The sequence below is a fragment of the Actinacidiphila glaucinigra genome, assembly GCF_035918135.1.
GTDB lineage: Bacteria > Actinomycetota > Actinomycetes > Streptomycetales > Streptomycetaceae > Actinacidiphila > Actinacidiphila glaucinigra.
In genome coordinates, this window is the sequence record NZ_CP109144.1 from 4,933,465 (window position 1) to 4,958,474 (window position 25,010).

Annotated in this window: 24 protein-coding genes and 1 tRNA gene; 17 read left to right on the plus strand and 8 right to left on the minus strand. The window is 72.4% G+C overall.

The window, feature by feature from the left end:
* Nucleotides 1-53 precede the first annotated feature (53 nt).
* From OIE69_RS22105 to OIE69_RS22125, 5 genes are all read left to right on the plus strand, one after another.
* Nucleotides 54-704, plus strand: coding sequence for a hypothetical protein (locus OIE69_RS22105; RefSeq protein WP_326574823.1), 651 nt, complete (start codon nucleotides 54-56; stop codon nucleotides 702-704).
* 252 nt (nucleotides 705-956) lie between these two features.
* Entirely contained in the window at nucleotides 957-2,168 is a 1,212-nt protein-coding gene (locus OIE69_RS22110) for a DNA polymerase III subunit delta' (RefSeq protein ID WP_326574825.1), read from the plus strand.
* Between the two features lie 255 nt (nucleotides 2,169-2,423).
* Nucleotides 2,424-3,431 (plus strand): hypothetical protein, encoded by a 1,008-nt coding sequence (locus tag OIE69_RS22115; RefSeq protein WP_326574827.1) that lies wholly within the window; start codon nucleotides 2,424-2,426, stop codon nucleotides 3,429-3,431.
* Between the two features lie 101 nt (nucleotides 3,432-3,532).
* Entirely contained in the window at nucleotides 3,533-5,104 is a 1,572-nt protein-coding gene (locus tag OIE69_RS22120) for an alpha/beta hydrolase (RefSeq protein WP_326574828.1), read from the plus strand.
* 126 nt (nucleotides 5,105-5,230) lie between these two features.
* A tRNA-Thr gene (locus OIE69_RS22125) sits at nucleotides 5,231-5,304 on the plus strand.
* Nucleotides 5,305-5,571: 267 nt separating this feature from the next.
* Here OIE69_RS22125 and OIE69_RS22130 read toward each other — a convergent pair.
* Nucleotides 5,572-6,066, minus strand: a complete 495-nt coding sequence (locus OIE69_RS22130) for an allene oxide cyclase barrel-like domain-containing protein (RefSeq protein WP_326574829.1) — start codon at nucleotides 6,064-6,066, stop codon at nucleotides 5,572-5,574.
* Between the two features lie 404 nt (nucleotides 6,067-6,470).
* Nucleotides 6,471-6,932, minus strand: a complete 462-nt coding sequence (locus tag OIE69_RS22135) for a GNAT family N-acetyltransferase (protein WP_326574830.1) — start codon at nucleotides 6,930-6,932, stop codon at nucleotides 6,471-6,473.
* A 182-nt stretch (nucleotides 6,933-7,114) separates the two neighbouring features.
* Between OIE69_RS22135 and OIE69_RS22140 the strand changes: the two genes are divergently transcribed.
* The 4 genes from OIE69_RS22140 (at nucleotide 7,115) to OIE69_RS22155 (ending at nucleotide 9,926) form a co-directional block, all read left to right on the plus strand.
* Nucleotides 7,115-7,852 carry an SDR family NAD(P)-dependent oxidoreductase gene (locus OIE69_RS22140; protein ID WP_326574831.1) on the plus strand — a complete coding sequence of 246 codons (738 nt, stop codon included), beginning with the start codon at nucleotides 7,115-7,117 and terminating at the stop codon, nucleotides 7,850-7,852.
* 50 nt (nucleotides 7,853-7,902) lie between these two features.
* Nucleotides 7,903-8,745, plus strand: a complete 843-nt coding sequence (locus tag OIE69_RS22145) for a class I SAM-dependent methyltransferase (protein ID WP_326574832.1) — start codon at nucleotides 7,903-7,905, stop codon at nucleotides 8,743-8,745.
* Between the two features lie 132 nt (nucleotides 8,746-8,877).
* A complete protein-coding gene (locus OIE69_RS22150) occupies nucleotides 8,878-9,420 on the plus strand; it encodes an RNA polymerase sigma factor (RefSeq protein WP_326574833.1) in 543 nt (180 codons plus the stop codon).
* Nucleotides 9,417-9,926 (plus strand): hypothetical protein, encoded by a 510-nt coding sequence (locus OIE69_RS22155; RefSeq protein WP_326574835.1) that lies wholly within the window; start codon nucleotides 9,417-9,419, stop codon nucleotides 9,924-9,926. Before OIE69_RS22150 ends, OIE69_RS22155 begins: the two co-directional genes overlap by 4 nt.
* A 90-nt stretch (nucleotides 9,927-10,016) precedes the next feature.
* On the opposite strand, the gene OIE69_RS22160 is transcribed toward OIE69_RS22155, so the two are convergent.
* Genes OIE69_RS22160 through OIE69_RS22175 form a run of 4 tightly spaced genes read right to left on the minus strand, consistent with a single transcriptional unit; the run spans nucleotide 10,017 to nucleotide 15,911 of the window.
* A complete protein-coding gene (locus OIE69_RS22160) occupies nucleotides 10,017-12,044 on the minus strand; it encodes an acyltransferase family protein (RefSeq protein ID WP_326574837.1) in 2,028 nt (675 codons plus the stop codon).
* Nucleotides 12,045-12,088: 44 nt separating this feature from the next.
* Nucleotides 12,089-13,186, minus strand: a complete 1,098-nt coding sequence (gene manB, locus OIE69_RS22165) for a mannose-1-phosphate guanylyltransferase (RefSeq protein WP_326574839.1) — start codon at nucleotides 13,184-13,186, stop codon at nucleotides 12,089-12,091.
* A gap of 15 nt (nucleotides 13,187-13,201) precedes the next feature.
* Nucleotides 13,202-14,437 (minus strand): glycoside hydrolase family 113, encoded by a 1,236-nt coding sequence (locus tag OIE69_RS22170; RefSeq protein ID WP_326574841.1) that lies wholly within the window; start codon nucleotides 14,435-14,437, stop codon nucleotides 13,202-13,204.
* Between the two features lie 22 nt (nucleotides 14,438-14,459).
* A complete protein-coding gene (locus OIE69_RS22175; protein ID WP_326574843.1) occupies nucleotides 14,460-15,911 on the minus strand; it encodes a glycosyltransferase family 2 protein in 1,452 nt (483 codons plus the stop codon).
* A gap of 480 nt (nucleotides 15,912-16,391) precedes the next feature.
* Here OIE69_RS22175 and gdhA point away from each other — a divergent pair, with 480 nt between their 5' ends.
* Entirely contained in the window at nucleotides 16,392-17,738 is a 1,347-nt protein-coding gene (gene gdhA / locus OIE69_RS22180) for an NADP-specific glutamate dehydrogenase (RefSeq protein ID WP_326574845.1), read from the plus strand.
* Between the two features lie 114 nt (nucleotides 17,739-17,852).
* Here gdhA and OIE69_RS22185 read toward each other — a convergent pair whose 3' ends face one another.
* On the minus strand, nucleotides 17,853-18,383 hold the full coding sequence (locus tag OIE69_RS22185; RefSeq protein WP_326574847.1) for a TerD family protein: 531 nt from the start codon (nucleotides 18,381-18,383) through the stop codon (nucleotides 17,853-17,855).
* A gap of 223 nt (nucleotides 18,384-18,606) precedes the next feature.
* On the opposite strand from OIE69_RS22185, the gene OIE69_RS22190 reads away from it, so the two are divergent.
* The 6 genes from OIE69_RS22190 (at nucleotide 18,607) to OIE69_RS22215 (ending at nucleotide 23,461) form a co-directional block, all read left to right on the plus strand.
* Entirely contained in the window at nucleotides 18,607-19,134 is a 528-nt protein-coding gene (locus OIE69_RS22190; RefSeq protein ID WP_326574849.1) for a SigE family RNA polymerase sigma factor, read from the plus strand.
* Nucleotides 19,124-19,951, plus strand: coding sequence for a hypothetical protein (locus OIE69_RS22195; RefSeq protein ID WP_326574851.1), 828 nt, complete (start codon nucleotides 19,124-19,126; stop codon nucleotides 19,949-19,951). The genes OIE69_RS22190 and OIE69_RS22195 overlap by 11 nt, the downstream gene beginning before the upstream one ends.
* A 101-nt stretch (nucleotides 19,952-20,052) precedes the next feature.
* Entirely contained in the window at nucleotides 20,053-20,721 is a 669-nt protein-coding gene (locus tag OIE69_RS22200; RefSeq protein ID WP_326581338.1) for a L,D-transpeptidase family protein, read from the plus strand.
* A 340-nt stretch (nucleotides 20,722-21,061) separates the two neighbouring features.
* Nucleotides 21,062-22,240, plus strand: a complete 1,179-nt coding sequence (gene rho, locus OIE69_RS22205) for a transcription termination factor Rho (RefSeq protein ID WP_392567552.1) — start codon at nucleotides 21,062-21,064, stop codon at nucleotides 22,238-22,240.
* Nucleotides 22,241-22,276: 36 nt separating this feature from the next.
* Nucleotides 22,277-22,942, plus strand: a complete 666-nt coding sequence (locus tag OIE69_RS22210; RefSeq protein WP_392567553.1) for a histone deacetylase — start codon at nucleotides 22,277-22,279, stop codon at nucleotides 22,940-22,942.
* A 105-nt stretch (nucleotides 22,943-23,047) separates the two neighbouring features.
* The gene (locus OIE69_RS22215; RefSeq protein WP_326574855.1) at nucleotides 23,048-23,461 is read left to right on the plus strand and encodes an STAS domain-containing protein; all 414 of its coding nucleotides are present in this window, start codon (nucleotides 23,048-23,050) and stop codon (nucleotides 23,459-23,461) included.
* Here the strand turns inward: OIE69_RS22215 and OIE69_RS22220 are convergent.
* Nucleotides 23,363-24,349 (minus strand): sigma-70 family RNA polymerase sigma factor, encoded by a 987-nt coding sequence (locus OIE69_RS22220; RefSeq protein WP_326574857.1) that lies wholly within the window; start codon nucleotides 24,347-24,349, stop codon nucleotides 23,363-23,365. The genes OIE69_RS22215 and OIE69_RS22220 overlap by 99 nt on opposite strands.
* 95 nt (nucleotides 24,350-24,444) lie before the next feature.
* Between OIE69_RS22220 and OIE69_RS22225 the strand changes: the two genes are divergently transcribed.
* Nucleotides 24,445-24,849 (plus strand): VOC family protein, encoded by a 405-nt coding sequence (locus tag OIE69_RS22225; RefSeq protein ID WP_326574859.1) that lies wholly within the window; start codon nucleotides 24,445-24,447, stop codon nucleotides 24,847-24,849.
* The last annotated feature ends 161 nt before the right edge of the window (nucleotides 24,850-25,010 follow it).

Here is a 25,010-nt window from a genome sequence, read left to right on the forward strand (position 1 = left end):
CGGAAATGGACCCCGGCGCAGCTCTCCGCGCGGGTCTCCGGGACACTCTGAACATGCGCATCCGTACCACGGCGGCGGCCCTCGCCGCCGCTGCTGCCGCCGCGGCCCTCCTGGGCCTGGCCGCGCACGCTTCCGGCGCGCCCGCCGACCGGCCCGGAGTCCGCCTCTACGACGAGGCCCTGGGCCGGACGCGCGAAGACGGCGCCACGGTGTGCACCTTCTACTTCAGGGCCGAGGGCTTCGTCGCCGACCAGCCGGTCAACTGGACGGTCTCCTACGCCCGGGGCGAGGACGCCGTCGTCGGCACGCTGGTCACCGGCGACCAGGGCACGGGGAGCAGCGACCGCGTCGTGCTCGCCGACGGTGCCTACCGGTTCCGGTGGGCCGGCTCCGACGCGAAGCCGCAGCGATTCACCGTGGCCTGCCCGAACGGGACGGCGACGCCGTCGCCGGGCAGCGCGGCCGCGGCCCCGTCCGCCCCCGCGGGCGCCGTGCCGGGGGTGACGGCCGCGGCGTCCACCGGCCCGGGCAGGGGCCTCCCCGCCGCGGGGCTCACGTCCGTCTCGACCTCCACCGGCCCCTCCGACGTCACCGCGGGCGTGGCCTCCGCCCTGGCCGCGCTGGGCATCGCCTCGGCCGCGGCCTTCGTCATGCTCCGCCGCAAGCCGGTGGCGTCCCGCCGCCACCGCCGCGTCTCCGGCTGACGCCGCGGCCCGGGTGTGGTTGTGCGGCCCGGTTGTCGTGTGCGGGTTGTTTGCGCCTGCGGCGGGCATCCCCCGCCCTCCCGCCCTCGGGCGGGAGGGCGGGGGAGAAACCGCAACCGCAACCACAACGCACCCGCACACGACAACCGGCCGCGACCACAACCCCGCCGGCGCATCCCTGTCGGTGCCGTACCCGACAATGGTGGAGCCGGACACGGCAAGTGCAGAGGCACCACAGGACGGGCGGGCGCGATGGCGGTATGGGACGACCTGGTCGGCCAGGACCGGGTGACGGAGCAGTTGGCCGCCGCCGCGCGGGACGCCGACGCCTTCGTGACGGCGGCAGCCGCCGGCACCGCGCTGCCCACGGCGTCGAAGATGACGCACGCATGGCTGTTCACGGGCCCGCCCGGCGCGGGCCGTGACACCGCCGCCCGCGCCTTCGCCGCCGGGCTGCAGTGCGTGAGCCCGGACCGGGCCCTGGGCGGCGCGCCGGGCTGCGGCTTCTGCGACGGCTGCCACACGACCCTGGTCGGTACGCACGCCGACGTCGAGGTGGTCCGCACCGACCTGCTCTCCATCGGGGTCAAGGACACCCGCGACCTCGTCCGCCGCTCCTCGCTCTCGCCGGCCTCCGGCCGTTGGCAGGTGATCGTGCTGGAGGACGCCGACCGCCTCACCGAAGGCGCCGGCAACGTGCTGCTGAAGGCCGTGGAGGAGCCGGCGCCCCGCACGGTGTGGCTGCTGTGCGCGCCGTCCATCGAGGATGTGCTGCCGACGATCCGCTCGCGCTGCCGGCACCTGGTGCTGCGCACTCCGCCCGTGGGGGCCGTGGCCGACGTGCTCGTCCGGCGCGACGGCATCGACCCCGTGATCGCGGAGGCAGCCGCGCGCGCCACGCAGGGCCACATCGACCGGGCCCGCCGGCTCGCGACCGACGAGGCGGCGCGTTCCCGCCGGGCGGCCGTGCTGAGGCTGCCGCTGCGCGTGGACGACGTCGGCGGCTGCCTCAAGGCCGCGCAGGAGCTGGTGGACGCGGCGACGGAGGACGCCAAGCAGGTCTCGGAGGAGATGGACGCCAAGGAGACCGAGGAGCTGCGCACTGCGCTGGGTGCGGCCGCGGGGGCGGGCAGCCGCATGCCGCGCGGCACGGCGGGTGTGATGAAGGATCTCGCGGACCGGCAGAAGCGCCGCTCCACCCGTACCCAGCGCGACACCCTCGATCTGGCCCTCACCGACCTGGCGGGCTTCTACCGGGACGTGCTGGCCGTGCAGGTCGGCACGTCCGTCGCGATCGCGAACGTCGAGGCACGGGACGCCGTCGAGCGGATCGCGGCGGGCTCGCGGCCGGAGAACACCCTGCGCCGCATCGAGGCGGTGCTCGCCTGCCGTGGGGCCCTGGACAGGAACGTCGCGCCGCTGCTGGCCGTCGAGGCGATGACGCTGGCCCTGCGCGCGGGCTGACCGCCGGCGCGCGCGACCGGCCGTGCGGACCGCCTCCGCGCCCTTGATCATCCGGCGGACGGGTGATCGTTTGCGGTGCCCGCGCGTCGCCGGTCCCCGGTGCGCCCGGCCTTGCCGCAGGCTGCTGTGCGGTGCCCCCGGCCGCTGTCCCCGCGGGGGTGATCCAGCGCACGGGATGCGCTCCCCCCTGCCTCCGGCGCGGGTGCCCACCCGTGCCCGAAGCACCCTCGGGGACGTCCCGAGGTGGTGCCGCACGTGCCCGAGGTGGCCGAGGTCGTCGTTCTGTACGCGCTGCTGACCGTGGCGGGGGCCGTCGCGGTGGCGCTCGCCCGCTCGGCACTGCGGCACTGGTGGGAGCAGCGCGCGGGCCGCGTGTACGAACTGCCCGTCGAGCGCACCGGCACGGTGCTGCGCGGGGCCGGGTCCGCGCTGGCCGCCGCGGTGGCGATCACGCTGGGGGTCTGCTTGCCCTCGGGCCCCGGGGCGCCGTCGCTCTCGCCGCACCGCCCGGTCACGGCCGCCGGGCCGCCGTCGTCACCGCCGCGGCCGCGGCCAGTGCCGTCCGACCCTGCCGACGCCGGGCTGGTGCCGCCGCGCACCCTCGGTCACCCGGCCGGGGGTACGCTCCACGAATTGTCCGACGGCACGCGGGTCTGGCTGCCCCCGCAGTACGACTACCCGGACTCCGCAGGGCTCTACTTCCCCCTGGTCGTGGCCCACATCGACCCCGCCGACCCGGATCTGTTCGCCGGCTTCGCCGCCCAGTCGCTGCGGGGTCTCGCCGACCCCTTCGTGGTCGTGCTGCCCGCCCGCTGCGACGACGGCCCGGGCGCGCGCCCCGCGTCCGTCCCGGCCGCGGTCGCCCGCCTCTACCGCGTCCTGCCCGGCCGCCCCGCGCGGGCGCTGCTGGGTGCCGACGGGGACGCGGACTGCGTCGTGCGGCAGCAGCTGACCGACCCCCGGGGCTTCGCGACGGCGATCGGCGTATCGGGCGGCTACGAGGAGATCGACCGCTCCGGTCCGCCCCCGTACTTCTCCGCCGACGGCCGCTACGCCGGACGGGACATGCCGCGCCCCGCGTTGCTGCTCGCCGTACCCTCCGGAGAGGAGAACGCCCGGCGCTCGGCGCTCGCCCTGCGCGGGCGGGTGCGCGGGGTGTCCGCCGAGGTCCGGGTGCTCGACGGCATCGCCCCGCGGCGGCGGCTCTTCGCCCTCGTCGCCGGGTACGCGACGGAGAAGCTCGACAGCCCGGACCGTCCCTGACGGCGCGGGCCGGAATCACCCGTACGAGGACTGTGGACGACGGTTCGCCACAGGCCCTGCGGATACGCTCCAGATGACCACCACGAGGAACCGAGGCTTCGATGCACACCCCGCGCCTGCTCCGTACCTCCGGCACCGTCCTCGCCGTCGCCGGGCTGATGCTGTCCGCGTGCACGACCGGTGGCAGCACCCACAGTGCCGCCGCGTCGTCCCCGGCGGGCTCGCTCGGCGGGCCGCCGCCCTCGGGCGCTCCCGCGGACTCCTACGGCAACCTCCGGTCGTACTACGAGCAGCGCCTGTCCTGGCGCGAGTGCAAGGACATGCCGGGCATGCAGTGCGCCACCATGCGGGTCCCCCTCGACTACGCGCACCCGTCGGCCGCGACCGACCTCAAGCTCGCCGTCACCAGGAAGCGGGCCGAGGACGGCGGCAAGCGGCTCGGCACCCTGCTGGTCAACCCGGGCGGTCCCGGCGGCTCCGCGATCGACTACCTGCAGTACGCGGCCTTCGGCTACCCGACGGCGGTCACCTCCCGTTACGACATGGCCGCCATCGACCCGCGCGGCGTGGCCCGCAGCGAGCCCGTCGAGTGCCTCAGCGACAGCCAGATGGACGCCTTCGCGGCGACCGACGTCACCCCGGACGACGGTGCGGAGGTCAACGCCCTCGTCGCCGCCGACAAGAAGTTCGCCGACGGCTGCGAGCAGCGCTCCGCCAAGCTGCTCAAGCACGTCAGTACGGTGGAATCGGCCCGTGACATGGACGTCTTCCGCGCCCTGGTCGGCGACCGCAAGCTCAACTACGTCGGCAAGTCCTACGGCACCTTCCTGGGCGCCACCTACGCCGAGCTCTTCCCCGACAAGTCGGGCCGGCTCGTCCTCGACGGCGCCGTCGACCCGTCGATCTCCGCCCTGGACGCGAGCCGCGGCCAGGCCTCCGGCTTCGAGACCGCTTTCAATGCCTTCGCCGCGGACTGCATCACCCACCGCGACTGCCCGCTCGGCACCAAGAGCACCGCCGACGCAGGGCACCGCCTCGACGCCCTCCTCAAGCAGCTGGACGGCAAGCCGATGAACACCGGCAGCTCCCGCAAGCTGACCGAGGCGCTCGGCACCACCGGTGTGATCGCCGCGATGTACGACGAGTCGATGTGGCCGACCCTGAGCACCGCGCTCACCAAGGCGAACAAGGGCGACGGGAGCGGCCTGCTCACGCTGTCCGACACGTACTACGAGCGAAACGACCGCGGCCACTACGACAACCTCATGTTCGCCAACGCCGCCGTGAACTGCCTCGACCTGCCGCCGGCCCTGTCCGGCCCGCAGGCCGCCGAGCAGTCCGTCGCCGCGTTCACCGCCGAGTCCCCGCACTTCGGCAAGAACCTCGCGTGGTCCAGCCTGATCTGCACCTACTGGACCGTCCCGCCGTCCGGCAAGCCCCACCGCATCGAGGCCACCGGTGCCGACCCCATCCTCGTCGTCGGCACCATCCGCGACCCCGCCACGCCGTACGCCTGGGCCAAGTCCCTCGCCGGCCAGCTCGACTCGGGCGTCCTCCTCACCTACGACGGCGACGGCCACACGGCGTACGCCCGCGGCAGCAACTGCATCGACTCCGCCGTCAACCGCTACCTCCTCGAGGGCACGCCCCCGGCGGACGGGAAGACCTGCTGACCCCCGAGGGGCCCCGGCCAGACCCCGGCAGACGGCGACCAGACCACCGTTGCACCCTGGTCAGGGGCCCCTCAAGAACTGTGTAGACTTGTGGCCGCTGCCGATGCCAAGCTGTCTCGGCAGCCTGCCGCCTTAGCTCAGTTGGCCAGAGCGACGCACTCGTAATGCGTAGGTCAAGGGTTCGATTCCCTTAGGCGGCTCAACGAAGAGGGCCAGGTCAGTATCTCTGACCTGGCCCTTTCTCATTTCCTTGATCGACTCGCGGCCTGGCTGCACTGCCCGGTGACCCAGGCCCTTCGGCTCGTCGCATGCGGCGACGGCGGCGGGCGCGCGCTCCCGCGCGGGCGGGTCTCGCTTGTGGTCCCGGTTGCCGGACGCGGAGCGTCATGCGGCGGTGCGGCGGGGTCGGGCGGCCCCTGCGTTCCGGTTCCGCCGCACCCCGGGCCGTGGCGAGCGGCGCCCGGAGGTCACCTGGTGAGGTGGACGGTCAGCCTGGCATGCGTGGTGTCGATGTTGACGCCGTCCATATAGCCGCGGGCGTCGCGGTAGGCGCCGGTACCGCCGGTGATCGCGAGCGTGAACCTGGTCGGGAAGCTGACGATGAATGGCGCGAAGCCCTGCAGGGTGATGTCGCCCTTGGTCAGCCGGAGGGTGGATTCGCACTGCCGCAGACTCTTCTGGAGGCTGACGACGGTGCAGACGAAGCCGCCGGTGCCCACCTTGCGACCGTTCTGGAAGAAGTCCGAAAAGCCGATGGCCTCGTCGCCGAGGCTCATGCCCGGGCCGCCCACGTCGATGGCGGCGAATTCCCTCACGGAGTCGTCCAATTTGATGACCGTCTCGCCGCCACCATGCGGGCCGGGGTCGCGGTCCGGGGAGGTGGCCTGCGCGAGCGGTCCGTAGGCGAGGACCGCGGCGAGCGCGGTGACCGCGACCGGCGCCATTGCCTTGAAACGACGCATCGTGCGTCTCCTTCGAGCTCGATGGAGTGATAAGCGGCAATTAATCCCACTTATCACTTCATTCATGGCTGAATCGGAGGCCCGGTACATCAGGCGCGCATCGGCTGGGCGGAAAGACGACCCGATCGGACGCGGGGCCGATCCGCCTCGGATCCCGGCATCCCGTATGCGGGGCGGTGCATCGTTCGGTCTCACTCCCGATCAGGGAGCATGCGCCGATAGCCTGCAAGCAGCGGCCCGAAGGGGCCCGCGCGGACGGCCAAGAGGTCCTACCCCAGGCGGGGTAGGACCTCTTCGCCTCGCAAGGTCTCCGCGCTGGAAGCCACTTCGCCGCCCGCGCTGACCCGCAGGCCCGCCCGGCTGGGGCCCGGCCCGCCCGCCGGCGGCCCCGTCCCGGTCGGCCGTCAGGACCGGTCGGGGACCTGGCCGGCGTCACGCCGGTAGGTGTAGAGGACGAACCCTCGGTGGTAACTGCCCACCCTGTCGTACAGCCCGCGAGCCGGGGCGTCTTCCAGGGTGTTCCAGTAGAGGCCTGGTGCGCCGTGCTCCTCGGCGTCCCGCGCCACCCACTCGATCATCGCCGTCGCGACGCCGCGCCGCCGGACGTCCGCGTCCACGAACAGGTCCGCCAGATAGCACTTCCCGGCGTACCAGACGCTGGCGTGGAACAGGTAATGCGCGATGCCGATCATCTCGCCGTCCAGCCGGGCGGCGATCCCGCGTATCCGCTCGTCGTCGAGGAGGCGTCGCCAGGTCCGTTCGTAGCTGTCGTCGCCACGTTCGACCGCGAAGTACGCGTCCTTGCCGCGGGCCAGTACCTCCCAGCGGGCGCGGTCCGATGCGGTCAGGAAGCCGATCTCCACCATGGCGCCCATCCTGCCCCGCCGTCGCCCCGGTGATTCCGCCCGTGCCTGCGGGGGCACGGGCCGGCCGCCGTTCGTGGGCGTTCGGGCGTGACGCACGTCCCTTTGACCGGACTCGTGGGTCCGGTTACGGTGGCGACAAGTGGACCCTCAGTTCCGTTTATCGCCGCGCACAGGAGAACTCCATGATCGACAACCCGACGGCCCTGGTCACCGGCGCCAACAAGGGACTGGGTCGCGAGACCGCCCGACAGCTCGCGGTCGCGGGAGCGACCGTCCTGCTCGGCAGCCGCGACCTCCAGCGGGGCGAGGCCGCCGCCGCCGAACTCGCGGCCGCGGGCCTCCATGTCGTCCCGGTCCGACTGGACGTCACCGATGTGGACGGCGTCGAGAAGGCCGCCGAACGGATACGCCGGGACTTCGGGCGCCTCGACATCCTCGTCAACAACGCCGGCGGAATCGTCGAATCCCCCGCGCTGAGCACCACGGCGGCGGACGTCCGGGCCACCTACGAGACCAATGTCTTCGGCGTGGTCACGGTCACGCACACGATGCTGCCGCTGCTGGCGGCCTCGGCCGCCGCGCGCATCGTCAACGTCTCCAGCACCACCGCTTCGCTGACGGTGACCAGCGAGCCGGGCACCCTTTACGCCGACGCCGACTACATCCTGCCCTACGCGTCCTCGAAGGCCGCGCTGAACATGCTCACCGTCCAGTACGCCCAGGCGTTCCGGCGGGAGCCCGGGTACGGGCACATAAAGATCAACTCGGCCTCACCCGGACTGACCGCCACCGACCTCACCCACAACGCGGGCGCCCGTACGGTCGAGGAGGGGGCCCGGATCATCGTGAGGCTGGCCACGCTCCCCGACGACGGCCCCAGCGGCGGCTACTTCAACGAGGACGGCCCGGCTCCCTGGTAGGGCGGGCGACGGGCGTCCCGGGCTGCCACCGCGCGCAGTAGGTTCGTCCCATGGGCAACCCGATCGTGAACCTGGACCAGTCCGAGGCGTGGAACGGGTACGAGGGGCGCCACTGGGCCACGTATCCCGAGCGGTACGACGCGCTCAACGACGCGGTGAACGACCACCTGCTCGACGACCTTCCGGTCGTGGCGGGCAGCCGGGTGCTGGACGTGGGCTGCGGGACCGGGCGCGTGGCGCGCCTCGCCGGAGGGCGGGGCGCCACGGTGCTCGGCGTGGACCTGTCGGAGCCGATGCTGCGGGAGGCGGTCGCCGCCGCGGAGCGGGAGGGCCTCGGCGGCGTCGCCTTCGCACGAGGTGACGCCCAGGTGCACCCGTACCCCCGGGAGGGCTTCGACGCGGTGGTGAGCCGCTTCGGGGTGATGTTCTTCGCCGATCCCGTCGCCGCGTTCGCCAACCTCCGCCGCGCGCTGCGTCCGGGCGGGCGGCTGGCGTTCGTGTGCTCGCGCGGCCATCGGAGCATGGACCAGACGAAGATCTACCGGGCGATCGGGACCGTGGTGTCCGTGCCCGACTTCACCGGGTACACCGGGCCGGCCTCCTTCGGCGATCCCGCGTACACCGAGCGGATCCTGACCGGGGCGGGCTTCGCCGAGGTGACCTCGACCGCGGTGGACGTCCCGCAGGTCTGGGGGAGGGACGCCGAGGACGCGGCCGACTTCCTGATGGGCTGGGGGCCCGTGCAGCACTGGCTGCGCGAGGACGAGGCCGACGAGACGGCTCGCTCCCGTGCCCGGGACGCCGCGCTGGAGGCCTTCCGCGGCTTCACGACCGCGGATGGGGACGTCGTGCTGACCGCCCGGCTCTGGCTCGTTACCGCCGAGCGCCCCTGAACCCTGAATCCCGGACCGCCCCGGAACGGGATCGGGGGACTTCGCCATGCGCGGACCGGACCCGGCCTGTAATCGTCGGCGCCCGGCCGGACATTCCCCAGTGACAGCCTGTTCCGGGAGGGAAGGGTGCGCATGACGGCACGTGAGGGCCCGCGAGGGCACGAGATGGTGGAAGAGTGGTTCGAGGCCCATGCCGACCGGGTGATGGGCTATCTGCTGCACCGCACGGATCGGGAGACGGCGCAGGACGTGCTCTCGGAGACCTTCCTGCTGGCCTGGCGCAAGCAGCGGTCCGTACCCGACGACGCGTTGCCCTGGCTGCTGGCGGCGGCGCGCCGGCTGCTGGCCAACCGGGTGCGCTCGGACCTGCGGCGGCAGGCGCTCGCGGAGCGGATGGCCGCGGTGATGGACCGTGCGCCGCAGGGGGTGTTCGAGGACCGCATAGGCGACCGTGAACGCGTGTTCCGGGTGCTGATGGCGCTGTCCGAGGCCGACCGCGAAGTGCTGTTGCTCACCGGCTGGTACGACCTGAGCGCGCAGCAGGCGGCCAAGGCCCTGGGCTGCACCAGAGCGGCCTACACGCTGCGGCTCCACCGGGCCCGCAAGAGGTTCCGCGCCGCCCTGGAGCGGCGTCCCGCATCCTTCACCCCGCTCGATTCGGAGGTACACGCATGACGAACGACCCTGTCCTGGACGCCGTCCGGGAGCTGCGCCCGCAGGGGGCCGAGGGCTGGGCGCGGTCGGACCACGGGCGCGAGACGCTGCAGTCCGTGCTGGGCGCGGGGGGACCGCGGGGCGCGGGGCGGCGGTCGCTGCGGGTCCTCGTGGCCGGCGGCGCGGCCGTCGCCGCGCTGGCCGGGGGCGGAGTCGTGGCCGTCGCCGGGGGGATGCCGTGGGGCGAGGACGCCGGGGCGCAGATGATGTGCGCCCGGACACTGTCGCGCGGCGCGGACCTCTCCGGTCTGCCGTCCCACGCGATCAAGGAGTTCGACCCGAAGGACCCGGGCAAGGTCTGCGCCCGGCGCTGGAAGGAGATGTGGGGCCCGTCCGAGCCCGTCCCCACGTCCTTCGCGGCCTGCTACCACCCCGGTGGCACGGGCAAGGTCGTCTGGCCCGCGGACGGCCTCGGCCAGGACCGGGCCTGCGCCCGCATCGGGGCCCGGCCCATTCCCGCCGGGTAGTTCCGCGGCGGCGGGGCGGGGCCCGTAGCACCGGAGGGGGCTCGGCGGCGGTCGCCGCGGAGCCCCCTCCTGGCTCGGGAGCGGGCGGCCTCAGCCCGCCAGGATCTTCTCGAACTTCGGCCGCAGATACGGCGCCAGGGACCGCGAGTAGCTGCCCGTCATGTGGCTGTAGTCCCAATAGACCACGTTCCCGCCGATCACGGCGGGGCAGTATCCGCCGGCGCAGAACGCGGGAATCGAATCGATGACCTCGGCCCCGTAGCCCTCGGCGACCTCGCGCTCCATCAGACGGAACTCGGGGTGGTCGACGACCTTCTCGGCCTTCGGGTTGCAGTACGAGAGTTCGTCCGAGTGCTTGGCCAGGCAGTCCGGGACGCTGAAGCCCGGGTACGGCGTGTCCGTGAGGTAGACCAGGTCTGCACCCGTGGCCTTGAGGGTCTCGAAGGTCTTCTCGGCCCCTTCACGGGTGGTGGTGCCCTGGACGCGGTTCGCGACGACGATGACGTCCGGGTCGATCTCGCCGATCTTGTCCAGCGCGGACTTCCGCCACGCGATGCACTCGGTGTACTCGCGGCCGAGGTCCTCGCGGGTGATCTTGTACGCCTCGGGGGTGCAGCCGCTCTTGATCACCGTGATGACCTTGACGTGCAGTTCACGGCCGAGTGCGTCGAACGCGTTGCCCCACTGGTAGGCGTGCGAGTCGCCCAGGAGGACCATCGTCCTGGTGGCCCGCGTGTCACCGATGACGCACTCGTCCCGCAGGACGTAGCCGGTGACGAGCAACTGGTCGATGCAGCCGTGGTCGCCCCGATCGTGGGGGGCCTTGAGCAGCGAGGTCTCGCTGATCTGGGGGCGGTTCATCGAGGCGACGGCCTGCTTGACCGAGTCGGTTCCGCCGAATCCCGCGGCGGAGGCGGAACCCGCGGAGGTCGAGAACGACAGGTTGAGGGGCGCCTGCAGGGCGAGCGTGGTGGCCACGGCGGCACAGGCCGTCAGTGACACACCGGTGAGGATGCCGCGCCACGGGATGGAGACGAGCTTGGTGTTCTCCCTGAGCCGTCGCTCCATCATGTAGTGCATGGCGACCGCGAGGAGGAAGGAGAACGACGCCACCCGGAAGCGGTCGGAGTAGGTGAACTCCCGCTCGAGGATGCTGGGCCAGAGGATGAGGACCGGCCAGTGCCAGAGGTACCAGCCGTAGCTGACGTTTCCGACGAAGTCGAAGACCGGGTTGTCGAGGAGCTTCTCGGCGCCGAACCTGGGAGCGGCACAGCCTCCGGCGATGATCATCGAGGCGCCCAGTACGGGGCCGCCCACCGCGTAGCCCGGCAGCGGCGTCTCCTCCGTGATGAGCAGGGCAGTGCCGACGGCGACCGCCAGTCCCGCCCAGGACAGGAACGCGGCCAGCCCGAGGTTCATGCGGGACAGGAGCGGTGCGCCGAGGGCCAGGAGCACGCCGGAGGCGATCTCCCAGATCCGGGTGTGGGTGCCGAAGTAGGCGAGGGGCTGGTTGGTGGCGGTCTGTGTGACGGACAGGTACAGGGATCCGCCCACCACGGCCAGGAGGAACACGGCCACCAGGGCACGGTTGCGGAAGACGATCCGGCTGAGCCAGGCCACGACGACCAGGGCGAGCGGGGCGACGACGTAGAACTGCTCCTCGATGCCCAGCGACCAGAAGTGCTGGTACGGCGACTGGCTGCCGTCGTTGGCGAAGTAGTCGGTGCCGTTCTCGGCGAGGCGCCAGTTGATGACGCTCAGGGAGGCGCTGAAACCGTCCGACATGTACTCGCGGAAGCGGAACGGGCTGGCGTAGATCCACGCGAAGACGGCTGTGACGATGATGGTGACGGCCGCCCCGGGGGCGAGCCGTCGCATGCGGCGCGCCCAGAACCTGCCGAGTGACACCTTGCCCGTCTTGTCGATCTCGGCGAGGAGTTGGCTGCCGATCAGGAAACCGCTCAGGACGAAGCTGACGTCCACGCCGCCGTGGATGTCGAGCACGCCGACGTGCATGCTGACCACCATCATGATGGCGACGGCACGCAGGCCCTGAAGGTCCGGCCGGTACTTCCGGAGGCGGTCCGCCTTCGGGGCCGTTGCGCGATGGTGGGTCATGGTTCTCCCGTGGCCGGGCGTCGGGCCGGCCGGTAGACGCGGGTTCAGTGGATCGTCGGGCAGGCGGCGGCCGTGCCGCTGAGGCGCACTCCGCGGGCGGGGATGTCGATGCCGCAGGCCAGCCGCAGTTGGGCGGGCAGCTCGTTCTCCGCGCCGACGCGGGCGTGGCAGCCGACCACGGCCTCGCGCAGGACGCTCCCGCTGCCGATCGCCGAGTCGTGGTCCACCACGGACTCGTGGATCAGGGCGCCCTCGGCCAGGGTCACGCCCGCGCCGATGATGGAGCGGTCGACGACCACACGGGGGCCGATGACGGCGCGGGCGCCGACCGTGGAGCCCCCCGTGACGCGGGCCGTCGGATGGACCTCGGCCGTGGGGTGGATCAGCGCCTCGGCGGGCGGTCCCACCAGGGGTGAGGTCGCCCTGCCGGTGACGAGGTCGGCGGAGCCGTGGACGAAGGCCAGCGGCGTGCCGAGGTCGCGCCAGTAGTCGTCGGTGGTGTGGCCGAACACGCGCCCGCCGCGGGCGACGAGCCGCGGGAAGGTTTCCTGTTCCACGGAGACCTCGCGGTCGCCCGGGACGGCGTCCAGGACGGACCGGCGGAAGACGTAGCAGCCGGCGTTGATCTGGTCGGTGACGCACTCCTGCGGGGTCTTGGGCTTCTCGAGGAAGGACAGCACCCTTCCGGCCTCGTCGGTGGGGACGAGGCCGAAGGCGCGCGGGTCCGGCACGCGCGTGAGGTGCAGCGTCACGTCCGCTTCCCGGTCCTCGTGCCGCCGGAGGACGGCGCGCAGGTCGACGCCCGAGAGGATGTCGCCGTTGAGGACGAGGACCGGGGCGTCCGCGCCGGCGCGCAGCAGCCGCCCTGCGTTGCGGATCGCACCGCCCGTGCCGAGCGGCACCTCCTCGACGGCGTAGGAGATCTCCAGGTCCTGGGTGAAGTCCCGGAACTCCTCCTCGAAAAGGGCCGCGAGATACGAGGTGGCGAACACCACGTGCTCCACTCCCGCGTCCATCAGCTTGGCCACCTGGTGCCGGATGAAGGAGGAGCCGGCGACCTCCAGGAGCGGTTTGGGGGTGTGATTCGTCAGTGGGCGCAAGCGGGTTCCCTTGCCGCCCACCAGGATGATGGCTTCTTGCACGATCGCCTCGCTCGCTCAGTTCGCCGGGTCGGTGCCGGGGCCCGCGTACCCGGAGGTGAAGCAGGACTTGATGGCCTTCTCGGTGAGGGGGCGGCCGGCGAAGTCGAGCCGGGAGGCGACCTTGTCGTCGGGCTTGGTGTTGGGGTCGTCGTCGAAGTAGATAGACCACCAGTAGACGCCCTTCATGTGCCGTTCCCGGACGACCTCGCAGACGGCGGTGAACCAGTTGGCCTGCACTTCGGGGTTGACCGCGCGCTTGCTGTAGAAGTCGCCGGGGGCCCGGTAGCCGCCGTTCATGGCGGTGATGCCGGCCTCGGCGATGGTGATCTTCGGCAGGGGGCCGGTGGACTTCTTGTCCAGCCAGTCGTTCCATCCGTCGACGAGGGTGTCCACCGACGCGTCGTCCGGGACCTTGACGGGGAAGTAGGCGTCGATGCCCAGGTGGCTGACGGGCATGTCGACCGGGCCCCCGACGTAGGCGTCCCAGTTGGAGTCGTAGGCGACCTCGCCGGAGAACTGCTTCTCGGCGTCGTCCACGAGCGCGTTCCAGTGGGGGTCGCCCTCCATCGAGTTCAGCTCGGTGGCGATGACGAAGCTCGCCGCGTGCGTCTCGTCCGCCGCCTTCAGGTAGGGCGTGAGGAACTTCTTGTAGGAGGCGAACCAGGCGTCGCGTCCGGCCGGGTCGATGTTGCCGCGCCATCCGCCGTTCGTCACGTGGAGGGACTTCTCGTCCATGATCGGCCGGACGGTCGTGCGCAGTCCGGCCTGGTGGAAGATTCGCAGGACGCGGGCGATCCGCTCGGGGGCGGGTGTCTTGCCACCAGCGGTGATCTTCGTGGAGGTGAGGCCGCCGGTGTAGAAGGGGAAGCTCACGCTGACGGAATTGGCGTGCATCCCCACCAGGTAGTCGGACTGCAGCCTGGCCTGCTTGTCGACGTACTCCGTGGGGTGCTTGGGGTTGTCCTCCCAGTAGAGCTGCATGCCCCACTGGGGCATGCCCTTCTTCCACTCCTCGTCCACCCTGGCGACGGTCGACTCGGGCGGAGCGGAGGCGGCGTGCGTGCTGCCGCCGTCCCCGCCGGAGGGGGCCTTCGACGGCCCGGTGTCCTCGTCCCCGAGCACCAGGCTGGGCAGGAGCGAGCCCGATTCCCAGCGCAGCGGCTGGTCGCCGGCGACGAAGGGCACGGCGACCACGAAGGCGATGACGGTGACGGGCAGCACGGCGAGCAGGGGCAGACGGGTGCGCTTCATGAAAGGGCCGGTCTCTTCCGGGTCAGGCGGGCTTGGCGATGACGACGAACTTGTTCTCCTCGCGGCGGATGAACTTCAGGAGCCCCCTGAGGCCGCCGAGCCCTTCGATGAAGGAGAACAGGGGCAGCAGGAGGATCACCGCGAGGGGCTCCCACCACCTGCGCCTGCCGTTCGCCGAGGCGATCGCGTTGAGTCGCAGCCCTTCCCAGTACGCCCAGATCACGTAGGCGAAGCTGAGCGACCAGAGCAGGACGACCGACTGGGTCACGGGTGAGGTGTTCATGTCGCCGATGAACCAGGCCACGAACACGATGGTGCCGACGTGCTGCAGCGGGCCCAGGATCCAGCTGCCCACGCAGATGGTCAGGAACCAGCGGTAGCGCAGCGGCACCTTGCGGTTGAAGCAGAGGGCGACCAGGCCCCAGGACCAGCGTTCGCGCTGCTTGATGAAGTCCTTGACGTTGGCCGGCGACGCGCCGTAGCAGCGTCCGTTGAACCAGTCGCTGCGGCCGGGATAGAGGCGGCAGAAGGTCAGGGCCAGCCGGGCGTCCTCGACGATCTCCTTGGGGCCGAAGTCCCAGCCGATCTCGGCCTCGACGGACGCGCGGATGACGAGGAGTTCGCCGTGCACGCCGGCGGCCGGAGTGCCGAGACCGGTGAAGGCGCGGAACCGGGCGATGTCGTCGGCGGGGCGGATGGCGTCGGCGAACCAGGTGAGCATGCTCACCGCGTTCTCGCGGGGGTAGGTCAGGATGCCCTGCGCCATGTGCTTGACCTCTTCCGGGGTCGCTCGGCGCTGGCGGTTGACGAACTGGGCGAGGGAGACCGCGGTGTCGGGGCCGACGCCCGTGTCGTCGTCCATGTGCAGGACCCAGACGTGGTCGAGGGCCTCGCCCTCGGCGATGCGCAGTTCGTGGGCGTAGTTGTTGGCGCGGGCCTTGAAGCGGGTGCCGTTCGCGGTCTCGTAGGCCTTCGGCACCGTGACCACGCGGATCAGCGGGCTGGACGCCGCGAGCCGGTCGATCCGCTCGGCGGCCTCGCAGCCCTCCTCGGTGAGGACGTCGACGCGCATGTACGGGAACCACTCCGGGAGGTGTTCCACGTAGGACAGGACGGAGCGTTGCAGGGCCGGGTAGGTGTCGTGCCGCCCGATGGTCGGGACCAGCACGATGAGGAAGTCCTGCTCGACGAGGGCCGGCGGGGCCATCAGATGGGTCTTGCGGGCCCGGCGGCGGATGAGCAGGAAGCCCTGGATCGAGACGAGGACGCCCGGGACGGGCAGTGCCCAGCAGATGGTTATCAGCCACGCCAGTGGTGAGTCGCTGGGCGTGTACGACCAGAGACTGAAGGCGAGCAGAGCGACCAGCGGGAGGAGGAACGGCATGATGCCGGGCCGCCACGCGGCGGTACGTTTTGCCAGCTTGGCGTTGTGCCGGGAATGCGGCACACCCCCGTCTACCTGTGTCGTAGCCATGACGACTGCGGAACTCCCGTGAATGTGGTGGCGCGTTGAGGCAGCAAGGAACCCCGGTCGTGGCACGGCAGGGTGCCACGAACGTGCTTTTCCCGGGCTCCGTTCCCCTCAACGCCTTCTGTGGCGCCTTGGCCGTGGCCGCTCAGAAGCCCCCCCAGGCGCCCAAGCCACTGGCCGAAAACAGCAGCACGATACTCGTATGCATGCGCGATGCACGGGGATTGTTCGGTGAACTTGTGTTTAAAAGTTCACGAGATGGTTTTTCTGTGATGACCTTGGGTAACCCAAGCTGAGCTGCGCTTTTTACCCTTCGGACATCATTTCGTGTCGCGTCGTGAGGTGCTTCGCGCTCCGGGTGATGCGGACATTCGTCCCTCCGCTGACACATGGCCTCCTCCCGTCCGTACTCGTTGACAGGGCAACGGCCGGACGCGGCGCCACGGCGGGCGCGTCCGGGACATCGGACGAGGGAAGGCGCGCATGAACGTCAGTGCTCACATCGAGGCCGTCTACGCGGACGTCTGCCGGCGCAATGCCGGCGAGACGGAGTTCCACCAGGCGGTGGGGGAGGTGCTGCGCTCGCTGGCGCCGGCTCTGGAGCGGCACCCGGAGTACCTCGGGACCCGGATCGCGGAGCGGATGTGCGAGCCGGAACGGCAGGTGATCTTCCGGGTGCCGTGGGTGGACGACCAGGGAGGCGTGCGGGTCAACCGGGGCTTCCGGGTGGAGTTCAGCAGCGCGCTCGGCCCCTACAAGGGGGGCCTGCGCTTCCACCCGAGCGTCGACCTCGGCATCGTGAAGTTCCTCGGCTTCGAGCAGATCTTCAAGAACGCCCTGACCGGGCTGGCCATCGGCGGTGGCAAGGGCGGCTCCGACTTCGACCCCAAGGGCCGCTCCGAGGGGGAGGTCATGCGCTTCTGCCAGTCGTTCATGACCGAACTCCACCGGCACCTGGGCGAGCACACCGATGTGCCGGCCGGGGACATCGGCGTGGGCGGACGGGAGATCGGCTACCTCTTCGGGCAGTACAAGCGGATCACCAACCGCTTCGAGGCCGGGGTCCTGACCGGGAAGGGCGTCGCCTGGGGCGGCTCGTACGCGCGGACCGAGGCGACGGGGTACGGGGCGGTGTACTTCGCCGCCGAGATGCTGGCAACGCGCGGGCAGGACTTCGAGGGGCGCCGGGCCGTGGTCTCCGGCTCGGGCAACGTCGCCGTCTACGCGATCGAGAAGGTGCGCGCGCTGGGCGGCTCCGTGGTCGCCTGCTCGGACTCCGGCGGCCATGTCGTCGACGAGGCCGGCATCGACCCGGAGCTGCTGAAGGAGATCAAGGAGGTGCGCAGGGCGCGGCTGTCGGCGTACGCGGAGGCCAAGCCCTCGGCGCGGTACTCCGAGCGCGGCTCGGTCTTCGACGTGCCGTGCGACGTCGCGCTGCCCTGCGCCACGCAGAACGAACTGGACGGGCAGGACGCCGGGACGCTGGTGAAGAACGGCGTGCTGGCGGTCGCCGAGGGCGCGAACATGCCGTGCACCCCGGAGGCGATCGAGGTCTTCCGGGAGGCGGACGTGCTCTTCGGCCCGGGCAAGGCCGCCAACGCGGGCGGGGTGGCCACCTCGGCGCTGGAGATGCAGCAGAACGCGTCCCGCGAGCTGTGGACCTTCGAGCGGACCGAGGCCCGGCTCGCACAGGTGATGCGCGACGTCCACACCCACTGCCGGGCCACCGCCGCGGCGTACGGCGGCACACCGGACGACTACGTCCTCGGCGCCAACGTCACGGGCTTCCTGCGCGTGGCGGAGGCGATGACGGCGCAGGGCGTCGTCTAGGCCCGGCAGGCCCGGCCCGGGGGCTGCCCCTTGGCCCCGCCCTCGGAAGTGCCCGTGCCCTCCCGCGTACGTCGCGGGAGGGCACGGGCGTTCCCGGGCGTTCCCGGGCGGCGATCAGGAGGGCCCGCCGCCCATCACGCGGGCGAAGGAGGCCGGGTCGGCGTCGTAGCCGTGGACGCCGGGCCGGAAGCGCCACTCGCCGGTGTCGCCGCGGCGGAACTCGCCGACGGTTGCGGCCGTGGCGGTGGCGACCTCGCCGAGGTCGGAGGCGGCGAGATCGGTGTGGCCCTCGACCACGTGCACACCGGTGCCCGCGACGTCGCCGAAGGTCATCCGGCCGTCGTGCTGCTGCACGACCACGCCGACGACGACCCGCTGGTACGCGGGGCCGAGCCGGTGGAGTTCGAGGGTCATGACCTCGTCGAAGCCCAGCCCCTTGCCGGTCTTGCTGTCGCGGTTGAGCGTGATGGTGCCGTCCGGGGAGCGGCTGTCGAAGTGGACGAGGTAGGCCGGTGTGCCGTGGAGGTCGGCGGCGCTGTAGGTCGCCGCGACTATGTCCAGGTCGCTGACGGGCGCGCCGAGCGGACTGGGATCCCACTTGAGCCGGACCTCGACCTTGGCGAGGCCCTTGGTGACGCTGCTCACAGGCCGGCCCTCCTTGCTTCCGGCTGGTCGGGTGCGGTTGCCACGGAGAACGCCCTTTCGTCTGCGGTCAGTTGAGGACTCCCGCGCGCCGCGCGACTGTCCGAGGCGGCAACGAACGAGGACGAGCACGGATTCCCGGCAACCGATCCGGCGTCCCGGACGGTTCGAACGGATGTGAGGCTGCTCGGAGCACGGACAGGAACGCGATGGCAAGGACACCACGGTGAGGGATGCGCAGGCGGACTTCGAGGAGTTCGTCGCCGCGCGCGGGCCGCGGTTGCTGCGGGTCGCCTGGCTGCTGACCGGCGACACGCACCTGGCGGAGGACCTGCTGCAGACGGTCCTGGCCAAGGTGTGGCCGAAGTGGCAGGGCATAGCCGGGGAGAACCCGGAGGCCTACGTGCGCAGGGCGCTGGTGAACACGGCCTCGTCGTGGTGGCAGCGCCGCTGGCGCGGCGAGGTGCCGCACGGCGAGGTTCCGGACACGGTGGTGACGGCGATGGAGGACCCGTTCGCCTCCGTCGACCTGGAGCAGTCGCTCGCGGTGCTGATACGCCGGCTGCCCGCGCGGCAGCGGGCCGTGGTCGTGCTGCGCTACTTCGAGGACCTGAGCGTCGAGGAGACCGCCGAGGTGCTCGGCTGCCGGCCCGGCACGGTGAAGAGCCAGGCGTCCAAGGCGCTGACCATGCTGCGGGGGCAGCTCGCGGCCGTGCCGAGCCTGGCGAGGGGTGGTGAGCGGTGTGAACGCTGAGCCCGAGCCGGAGGAGGAGTGGGAGCTCGGAGTGCTGCTGGAGCGCGTCGTGCCGCAGACTCCCGCGCCCCACGACCGGATGGCGCAGATCGGGCGGCGCGTGCGGCGACGCAGGCGGCGCCGGATGGCCGCCGGTGCGGCGGCCGCGCTCGGCGGTCTCACGGCGGCGGCGGTGGTGGCCGCCGCGTTGCTGCAGCCCACGGACCCCGCGAGGCCCCGGGGGCAGCACGTCGTCCCCGCCGCGTCCCCCGACCGCGCGATGCCGGCCCCGGGGTCACCCCTGCCGTCGCCGACGCGGAGCACGGACTCCGCGTACGGCCTCGTCAGCCTGGACGCCCTGTCCGGGCTGCGGCTGAAGCTGCCCGGCAGCGGCTGGACGTCCCTGGTGGCCAAGGCCCCGGACGGCCGGGTGGTCGGGTTCGTCGGCGCGCAGCCCCTCCACGAGCGGGACGAGTGCACGAAGCAGGAGATGGTCGCCTACTCGGTCTGCCCGCCCGTGGGCAAGGTGGCCGTGGGCGGTGCGCTGATCTCCTTCCGGCAGGTAAAGAAGCTCGCCGGCGGTGGCTCCCTGCCGGGGCGGTTCGTGGTGAAGGGCGTGGCGGACGCGGGTGACGGCTGCCGCGCGATCGGCGGCCGGCGGGAACTGACGGCCTGGGGGCAGGACCCGGACCGCTCGTCCGCCGTCGGCCTCGTGGTCAGCGCCTGCTTCGACCGGACGGCGAAGGGCACGGTCGAAGGGGTCATCGCGGGCCTGAAGGGCGGGATCTACGCCCGGCCGTTCCCCGGCGGGTCGACGATGCCCGGCACATCGGGCTGACCGCCTCACTCTTTTCCCCGCACTTCCTCACGGACGAGGCGAAAGGTGCCGTCGTGCCCGAATCAACCCGCAGAGCCGGCGTCCTGTCCTTCGTACCGGCCATGGTCCTGGCCGCCGTCTGCGTGCCGTCCGCCGCGACGCCGTCCCCGGCGGCCACCCCCGAGCCCGCCGCCGCGAGGCTGCCGGAGCAGGTGCCCGGGCTCGGGCCGCGGACCCTCGACGGGATCCCGGACGACGCGCGCCAGGTCGTCGTGGTCACCGGCGCGGGCCGGAACGCGTCCCGGTCACGGGTCGTGGTGTACGAGAGGACCGCCGACGGCTGGCGCGGCGGCCCACAGTGGCCCGCGCGCAACGCGCAGCGCGGCTGGACCGACGACCACCGCAGCGGCGACAGGCGCTCGCCGATCGGCGTGTTCGGCCTCACCGACGCCGGCGGCCTGAAGGCCGACCCGGGCACCCGGCTTCCGTACGACCACTCTGGCGGGTTCTTCATCAGGGGCACCGGCGTGGAGGGGGAGCCGCTGACGGGCTCGTTCGACTACGTCGTGGCGATCGACTACAACCGCAAGCCCGGCACGTCGCCGCGGGACTGGACCCGGCCGATGGGCGCGGGCAGGGGCGGCGGCATCTGGTTCCATGTCGACCACAAGGGGCCCACGCAGGGGTGCGTCGCGCTGTCCGCGTCCCACATGCGGCAGTTGCTCCGGACTCTGGACCCGGCGCTCCACCCGGTCGTCGTGATGGGGGACGCGGCCTCGCTCAGCCGCTGACGAAGATCCGGCGATCCGGGGTGCGGCCGCGTCCCCGCGCGGCCCGTCGACGGGTGAGGGTTGTACACGCCCGCGGCGGGGCATGAATCCTGCGGAATCCGCGGCGCGCTCGCGGGCGGACGCGGTGCTACAGTGCGAAGTGCACGCCTGCGCGCCGCTCTTCGGCGCCGGTGCCCCGCGTGACCGCCCCCGCGGTCCGCTCCCGCAGTCCGCTGCGGTCGGTTTTCCCCTCGCCCGCGCCCCGCGCCGGCGATCTCTCCGAGGCTTCGCCTCTTCTGCCGCGTGTCCCGGCGGCCGGCCGATTCCGCCGCCGTGCGCGCCCTTCTTCCGAGGACCACGTATGTCCACAAAACCCCACGCAACGATGGCAATCAACACAGCCGACACAACCAACACACCCACCGCGACCACGGCTCCCCGGGAACGACTCGTCGCCGTGGCCGGAGTCCTCGACGTCGAGGGCGGACGCGGCTTCCTGCGCACCGCCGGTTACGCGCAAGGTCCGCACGACGTCCCGGTGCCTCCGGAGGTGATCAGGCGGTACGGGCTGCGCAAGGGCGACGTCGTCGAGGGCGTGGCCACGGCCGGCCGCTCGCGCGCCCTCGTACGGGCCGAGCAGGTGTGCGGCCGCCCCGCCGACCTGGCCCGCGGGCGGCGGCACTTCGCCGACCTGACCCCGCTCCACCCCTCCGAGCGGCTGCGCCTGGAGTGCTCCAAGGGCGGTCTGACGACCCGTGTCGTGGACCTGCTGGCCCCCGTCGGCAAGGGCCAGCGCGGGCTGATCGTGGCGCCGCCGAAGGCCGGCAAGACCATGCTGCTGCGCCGGCTGGCCGACGCGGTCGCGGACAACCACCCGGAGTGCCACCTGATGGTGGTGCTCCTGGACGAACGCCCCGAGGAGGTCACGGAGATGCGGCGGTCGGTGCGGGGCGAGGTCGTCGCCTCGACCTTCGACCGCACGCCCCGGCAGCACATCGCCGTCGCCGAACTGGCCGTCGAGCGGGCCAAACGGCTGGTCGAGACCGGCCGGGACGTGGTCGTGCTGCTGGACTCCCTCACCCGGCTGTGCCGGGCCCACAACAACGCGGCGTCCTCGGGCGGGCGGACGCTGTCCGGGGGCGTGGACGCGGCGGCGCTGCTCGGCCCGAAGCGGCTGTTCGGCTCCGCGCGGCTCGCGGAGGAGGGCGGTTCGCTGACCATCCTGGCCACCGCGCTGGTCGACACCGGGTCGCGGGCCGACGACTACTTCTTCGAGGAGCTGAAGAGCACCGGCAACATGGAACTGCGCCTGGACCGCGGGCTCGCCGACCGCAGGGTCTTCCCGGCCGTGGACGTGGCCCCGTCGGGGACCCGGCGCGAGGAGCTGCTGCTCAGCCCCGCCGAACTGAGCGCCGCGCGCGGGCTGCGCCGGGCGCTGCGCGGTGCGGGGAGCTTCGAGACGCTGCTGGAGCGGCTGCGGGCGACCCCGGACAACGCCGCGTTCCTGCGGCAGATCCGCGGCACGGTGCCGGCCGCCTGAGCCCGCGGCGCACGCCCGCACCCGCATCATGGAACGGTGACCACACCGCAGCGCGTGGGGCCCCGGAGCGCCGGCCGGCGGGACCGGCCGCCCGGCTTCGTCTGGTACGCGGCCTACGGCTCCAACACCCACCTCGTGCGCCTCGACAGCTATCTCGCCGGTGGGGTGCCGCCCGGCGGCGGCCGGGAGTACCCGGGCTGCCGGGACGCGCGGCCGCCGCTGCGGTCGGTACCGCTGGAGCTGCCGGGGCGGATGTACTTCGCGACGCACTCGCCGGTCTGGTCGGGGGGCCGGGCCTTCTACGACGGCGACGCGCCGGGCGGCGGAGTGCGGGCCCGGGCCCACCTGCTGACGGTAGGCCAGTTCTCCGACATCGTCGCCCAGGAGATGTACCGCACACCGGGCGCCGACCTCGACCTCGCCGAGGTGCTGCGGCACGGCAGGGCCCGGCTCGGCGACGGGCGGTACGAGACGCTGCTGTACCCGGGGGACGTGGACGGGCACCCGGTGCTCGTCTTCACCGCGCCCTGGGGCTCGGGCGGGGCCGAGCACGTCAGGCCGTCCGGGATCTACCTGCGGCACATCGCCGAGGGCCTGGCGGAGGCGGGCGCATGGGACCTGCCCGGCATCGCGGCCTACCTCGCGGAGTGCGCGGACGGGGCCTGGGACCCCCGGGAGATCACGGCGCTGCTCGGACGGTGACGCGCGGCGGCGATGGATTACGGCCGCGCCGCCGGTCCTAGGGATGTACGGGGGTGTACGGGAACCCGTACGCCCGTGCCCGGATCCCGCTCCAGGAGGTCGCCCATGGCCCGGCCAGTGCCGCCCCCGCCCTCGCCCGCGTCCCGCCCGGGCGGTGGGCCCGCCGTGCTCGTCCTGACCGGAAGGCTCGACCGCGCCGGGATCCCGCCGCTGGTCGAGCGGGTGCGCGTACTGCTGGCCGAGCGCGGCGGCGGCACGGTGACGTGCGACGTGGGAGGGCTCGAGGGAGCCCCCGACCTCGTGCTGGTCGACGCCCTCGCCCGGCTGCAGCTCACCGCCCGGCGCCACGGCGGCCGGATCCGGCTGCGGGGCGCCGGGCGCGCGCTGCGGGAACTGCTCGCGCTCACCGGGCTGGGCGGGCTAGCGGGCCTCGGGCTCGATGCGCTCGGGGAGGCCGAACAGCGGGAAGAGCCGTTCGGTGTCGAGGAAGGAGTTGAGCCCGGTGATCCGGCCCTCTGATATCTCGATGACCTGCAGCGCCCACGGCTCGTGCCCCCCGTCGGGGCCGGGCCGGTACTGCCCGAAGCCCGGGGCGCCGTTGGCCGTGACCGGGACCAGCCGCGAACCGCGGCATCCGGCGCCGATCCCGAGCATCCAGGCCCTGATCTCCGCGGGCCCGCGCAGCCACAGGCCGAAGGGCGGCATGGACAGCGTGGCGTCCTCGTGGAGCAGTGAGGTGAGGGCGTCGAGGTCGTAGGACTCGAAGGCGGCGACGTAGCGGCCGAGCAGGGCGCGCTGCTCCTCGTCGAGTGGACGGGCCGGGTCGGTCGTGGCGGGGCCGGCGGCGGCGAGCGTGGCGCGGGCCCGCTGCAGCGCGCTGTTGACCGAGGCGACGGTGGTGTCGAGCAGCTCGGCGACCTCGGCGGCCTTCCAGGCCAGCACCTCCCGCAGGATGAGCACGGCCCGCTGGCGCGGCGCGAGGTGCTGCAGCGCGGCGACGAACGCAAGGCGCACGCTCTCGCGCTGGTCGGCGAGGTCGGCGGGGTCGCTCGTCGCGGGCAGGACGCGGCCGTCGGGGGCGGGCGAGATCCAGGTGCTCTCGGGCAGGGTGCCGGGCAGCGGGCCCTCGGCGCTGCCCGGCGAGGCCAGGTCCATCGGACGGGCGCGGCGCCCCGTGCCGCCCAGGATGTCCAGACAGGCGTTGGTGGCGATGCGGTACAGCCAGGAGCGGAGGCTGGAGCGCCCCTCGAAGCGGTCGTACGAGCGCCAGGCCCGCACCATGGTGTCCTGGACGGCGTCCTCCGCCTCGAAGGCCGAGCCCAGCATCCGGTAGCAGTAGCCGGTCAGCTCCGCGCGGTACCGCTCCAGCTCCTGCGCCACGTCCGGGGGTGCAGCGAGATCGCTCATGATTCTCCTCCGCCTTCCGATGAGTTCCGGAGCGCCCACGGGTCTACTTCAGCACAGACCACTGACAGAACCCCCGGAACGGAACGAGGCGCACCATGTCGACCCAGATCTTCGTCAACCTTCCCGTGCAGGATCTGCCCAGGGCGAAGGCGTTCTTCGGCGGCCTCGGGTTCTCCTTCGACGACCGGTTCACCGACGACAACGCCGCGTGCCTGGTGATCGGCGAGGGCATCTTCGCGATGCTGCTCGTCGAGCCCTTCTTCCGGCAGTTCACCAGGAAGGAGGTAGCCGACGCCACCAAGACCACGGAGGCCATCGTCTGCCTGGGCGTCGAGTCGAGGGAGCGGGTGGACGAGCTGGCCGACACGGCCCTGGCCACGGGTGGGTTTCCCTCGAACGAGCCCATGGAGCAGGGGCCGATGTACGGCCGCAGCTTCCAGGACCCGGACGGACACCTGTGGGAGGTCGTGTACATGGACGCGGCGGCGTTCCAGGGCTGACCGCCGCCCCCGGGGCGGGCGGGGTCGGTACGGCCGCGGCGGCCGGTCCGGCGCCCGCGGCGGTGACGGTGACGGTGGCGGCGAGAGTGGGCGCGGCAGGCACGTGGGCGAGGAACGCGCTTCGTCCGAGGGGGGGTTCGGGCATGGCGGACGGACTCCGT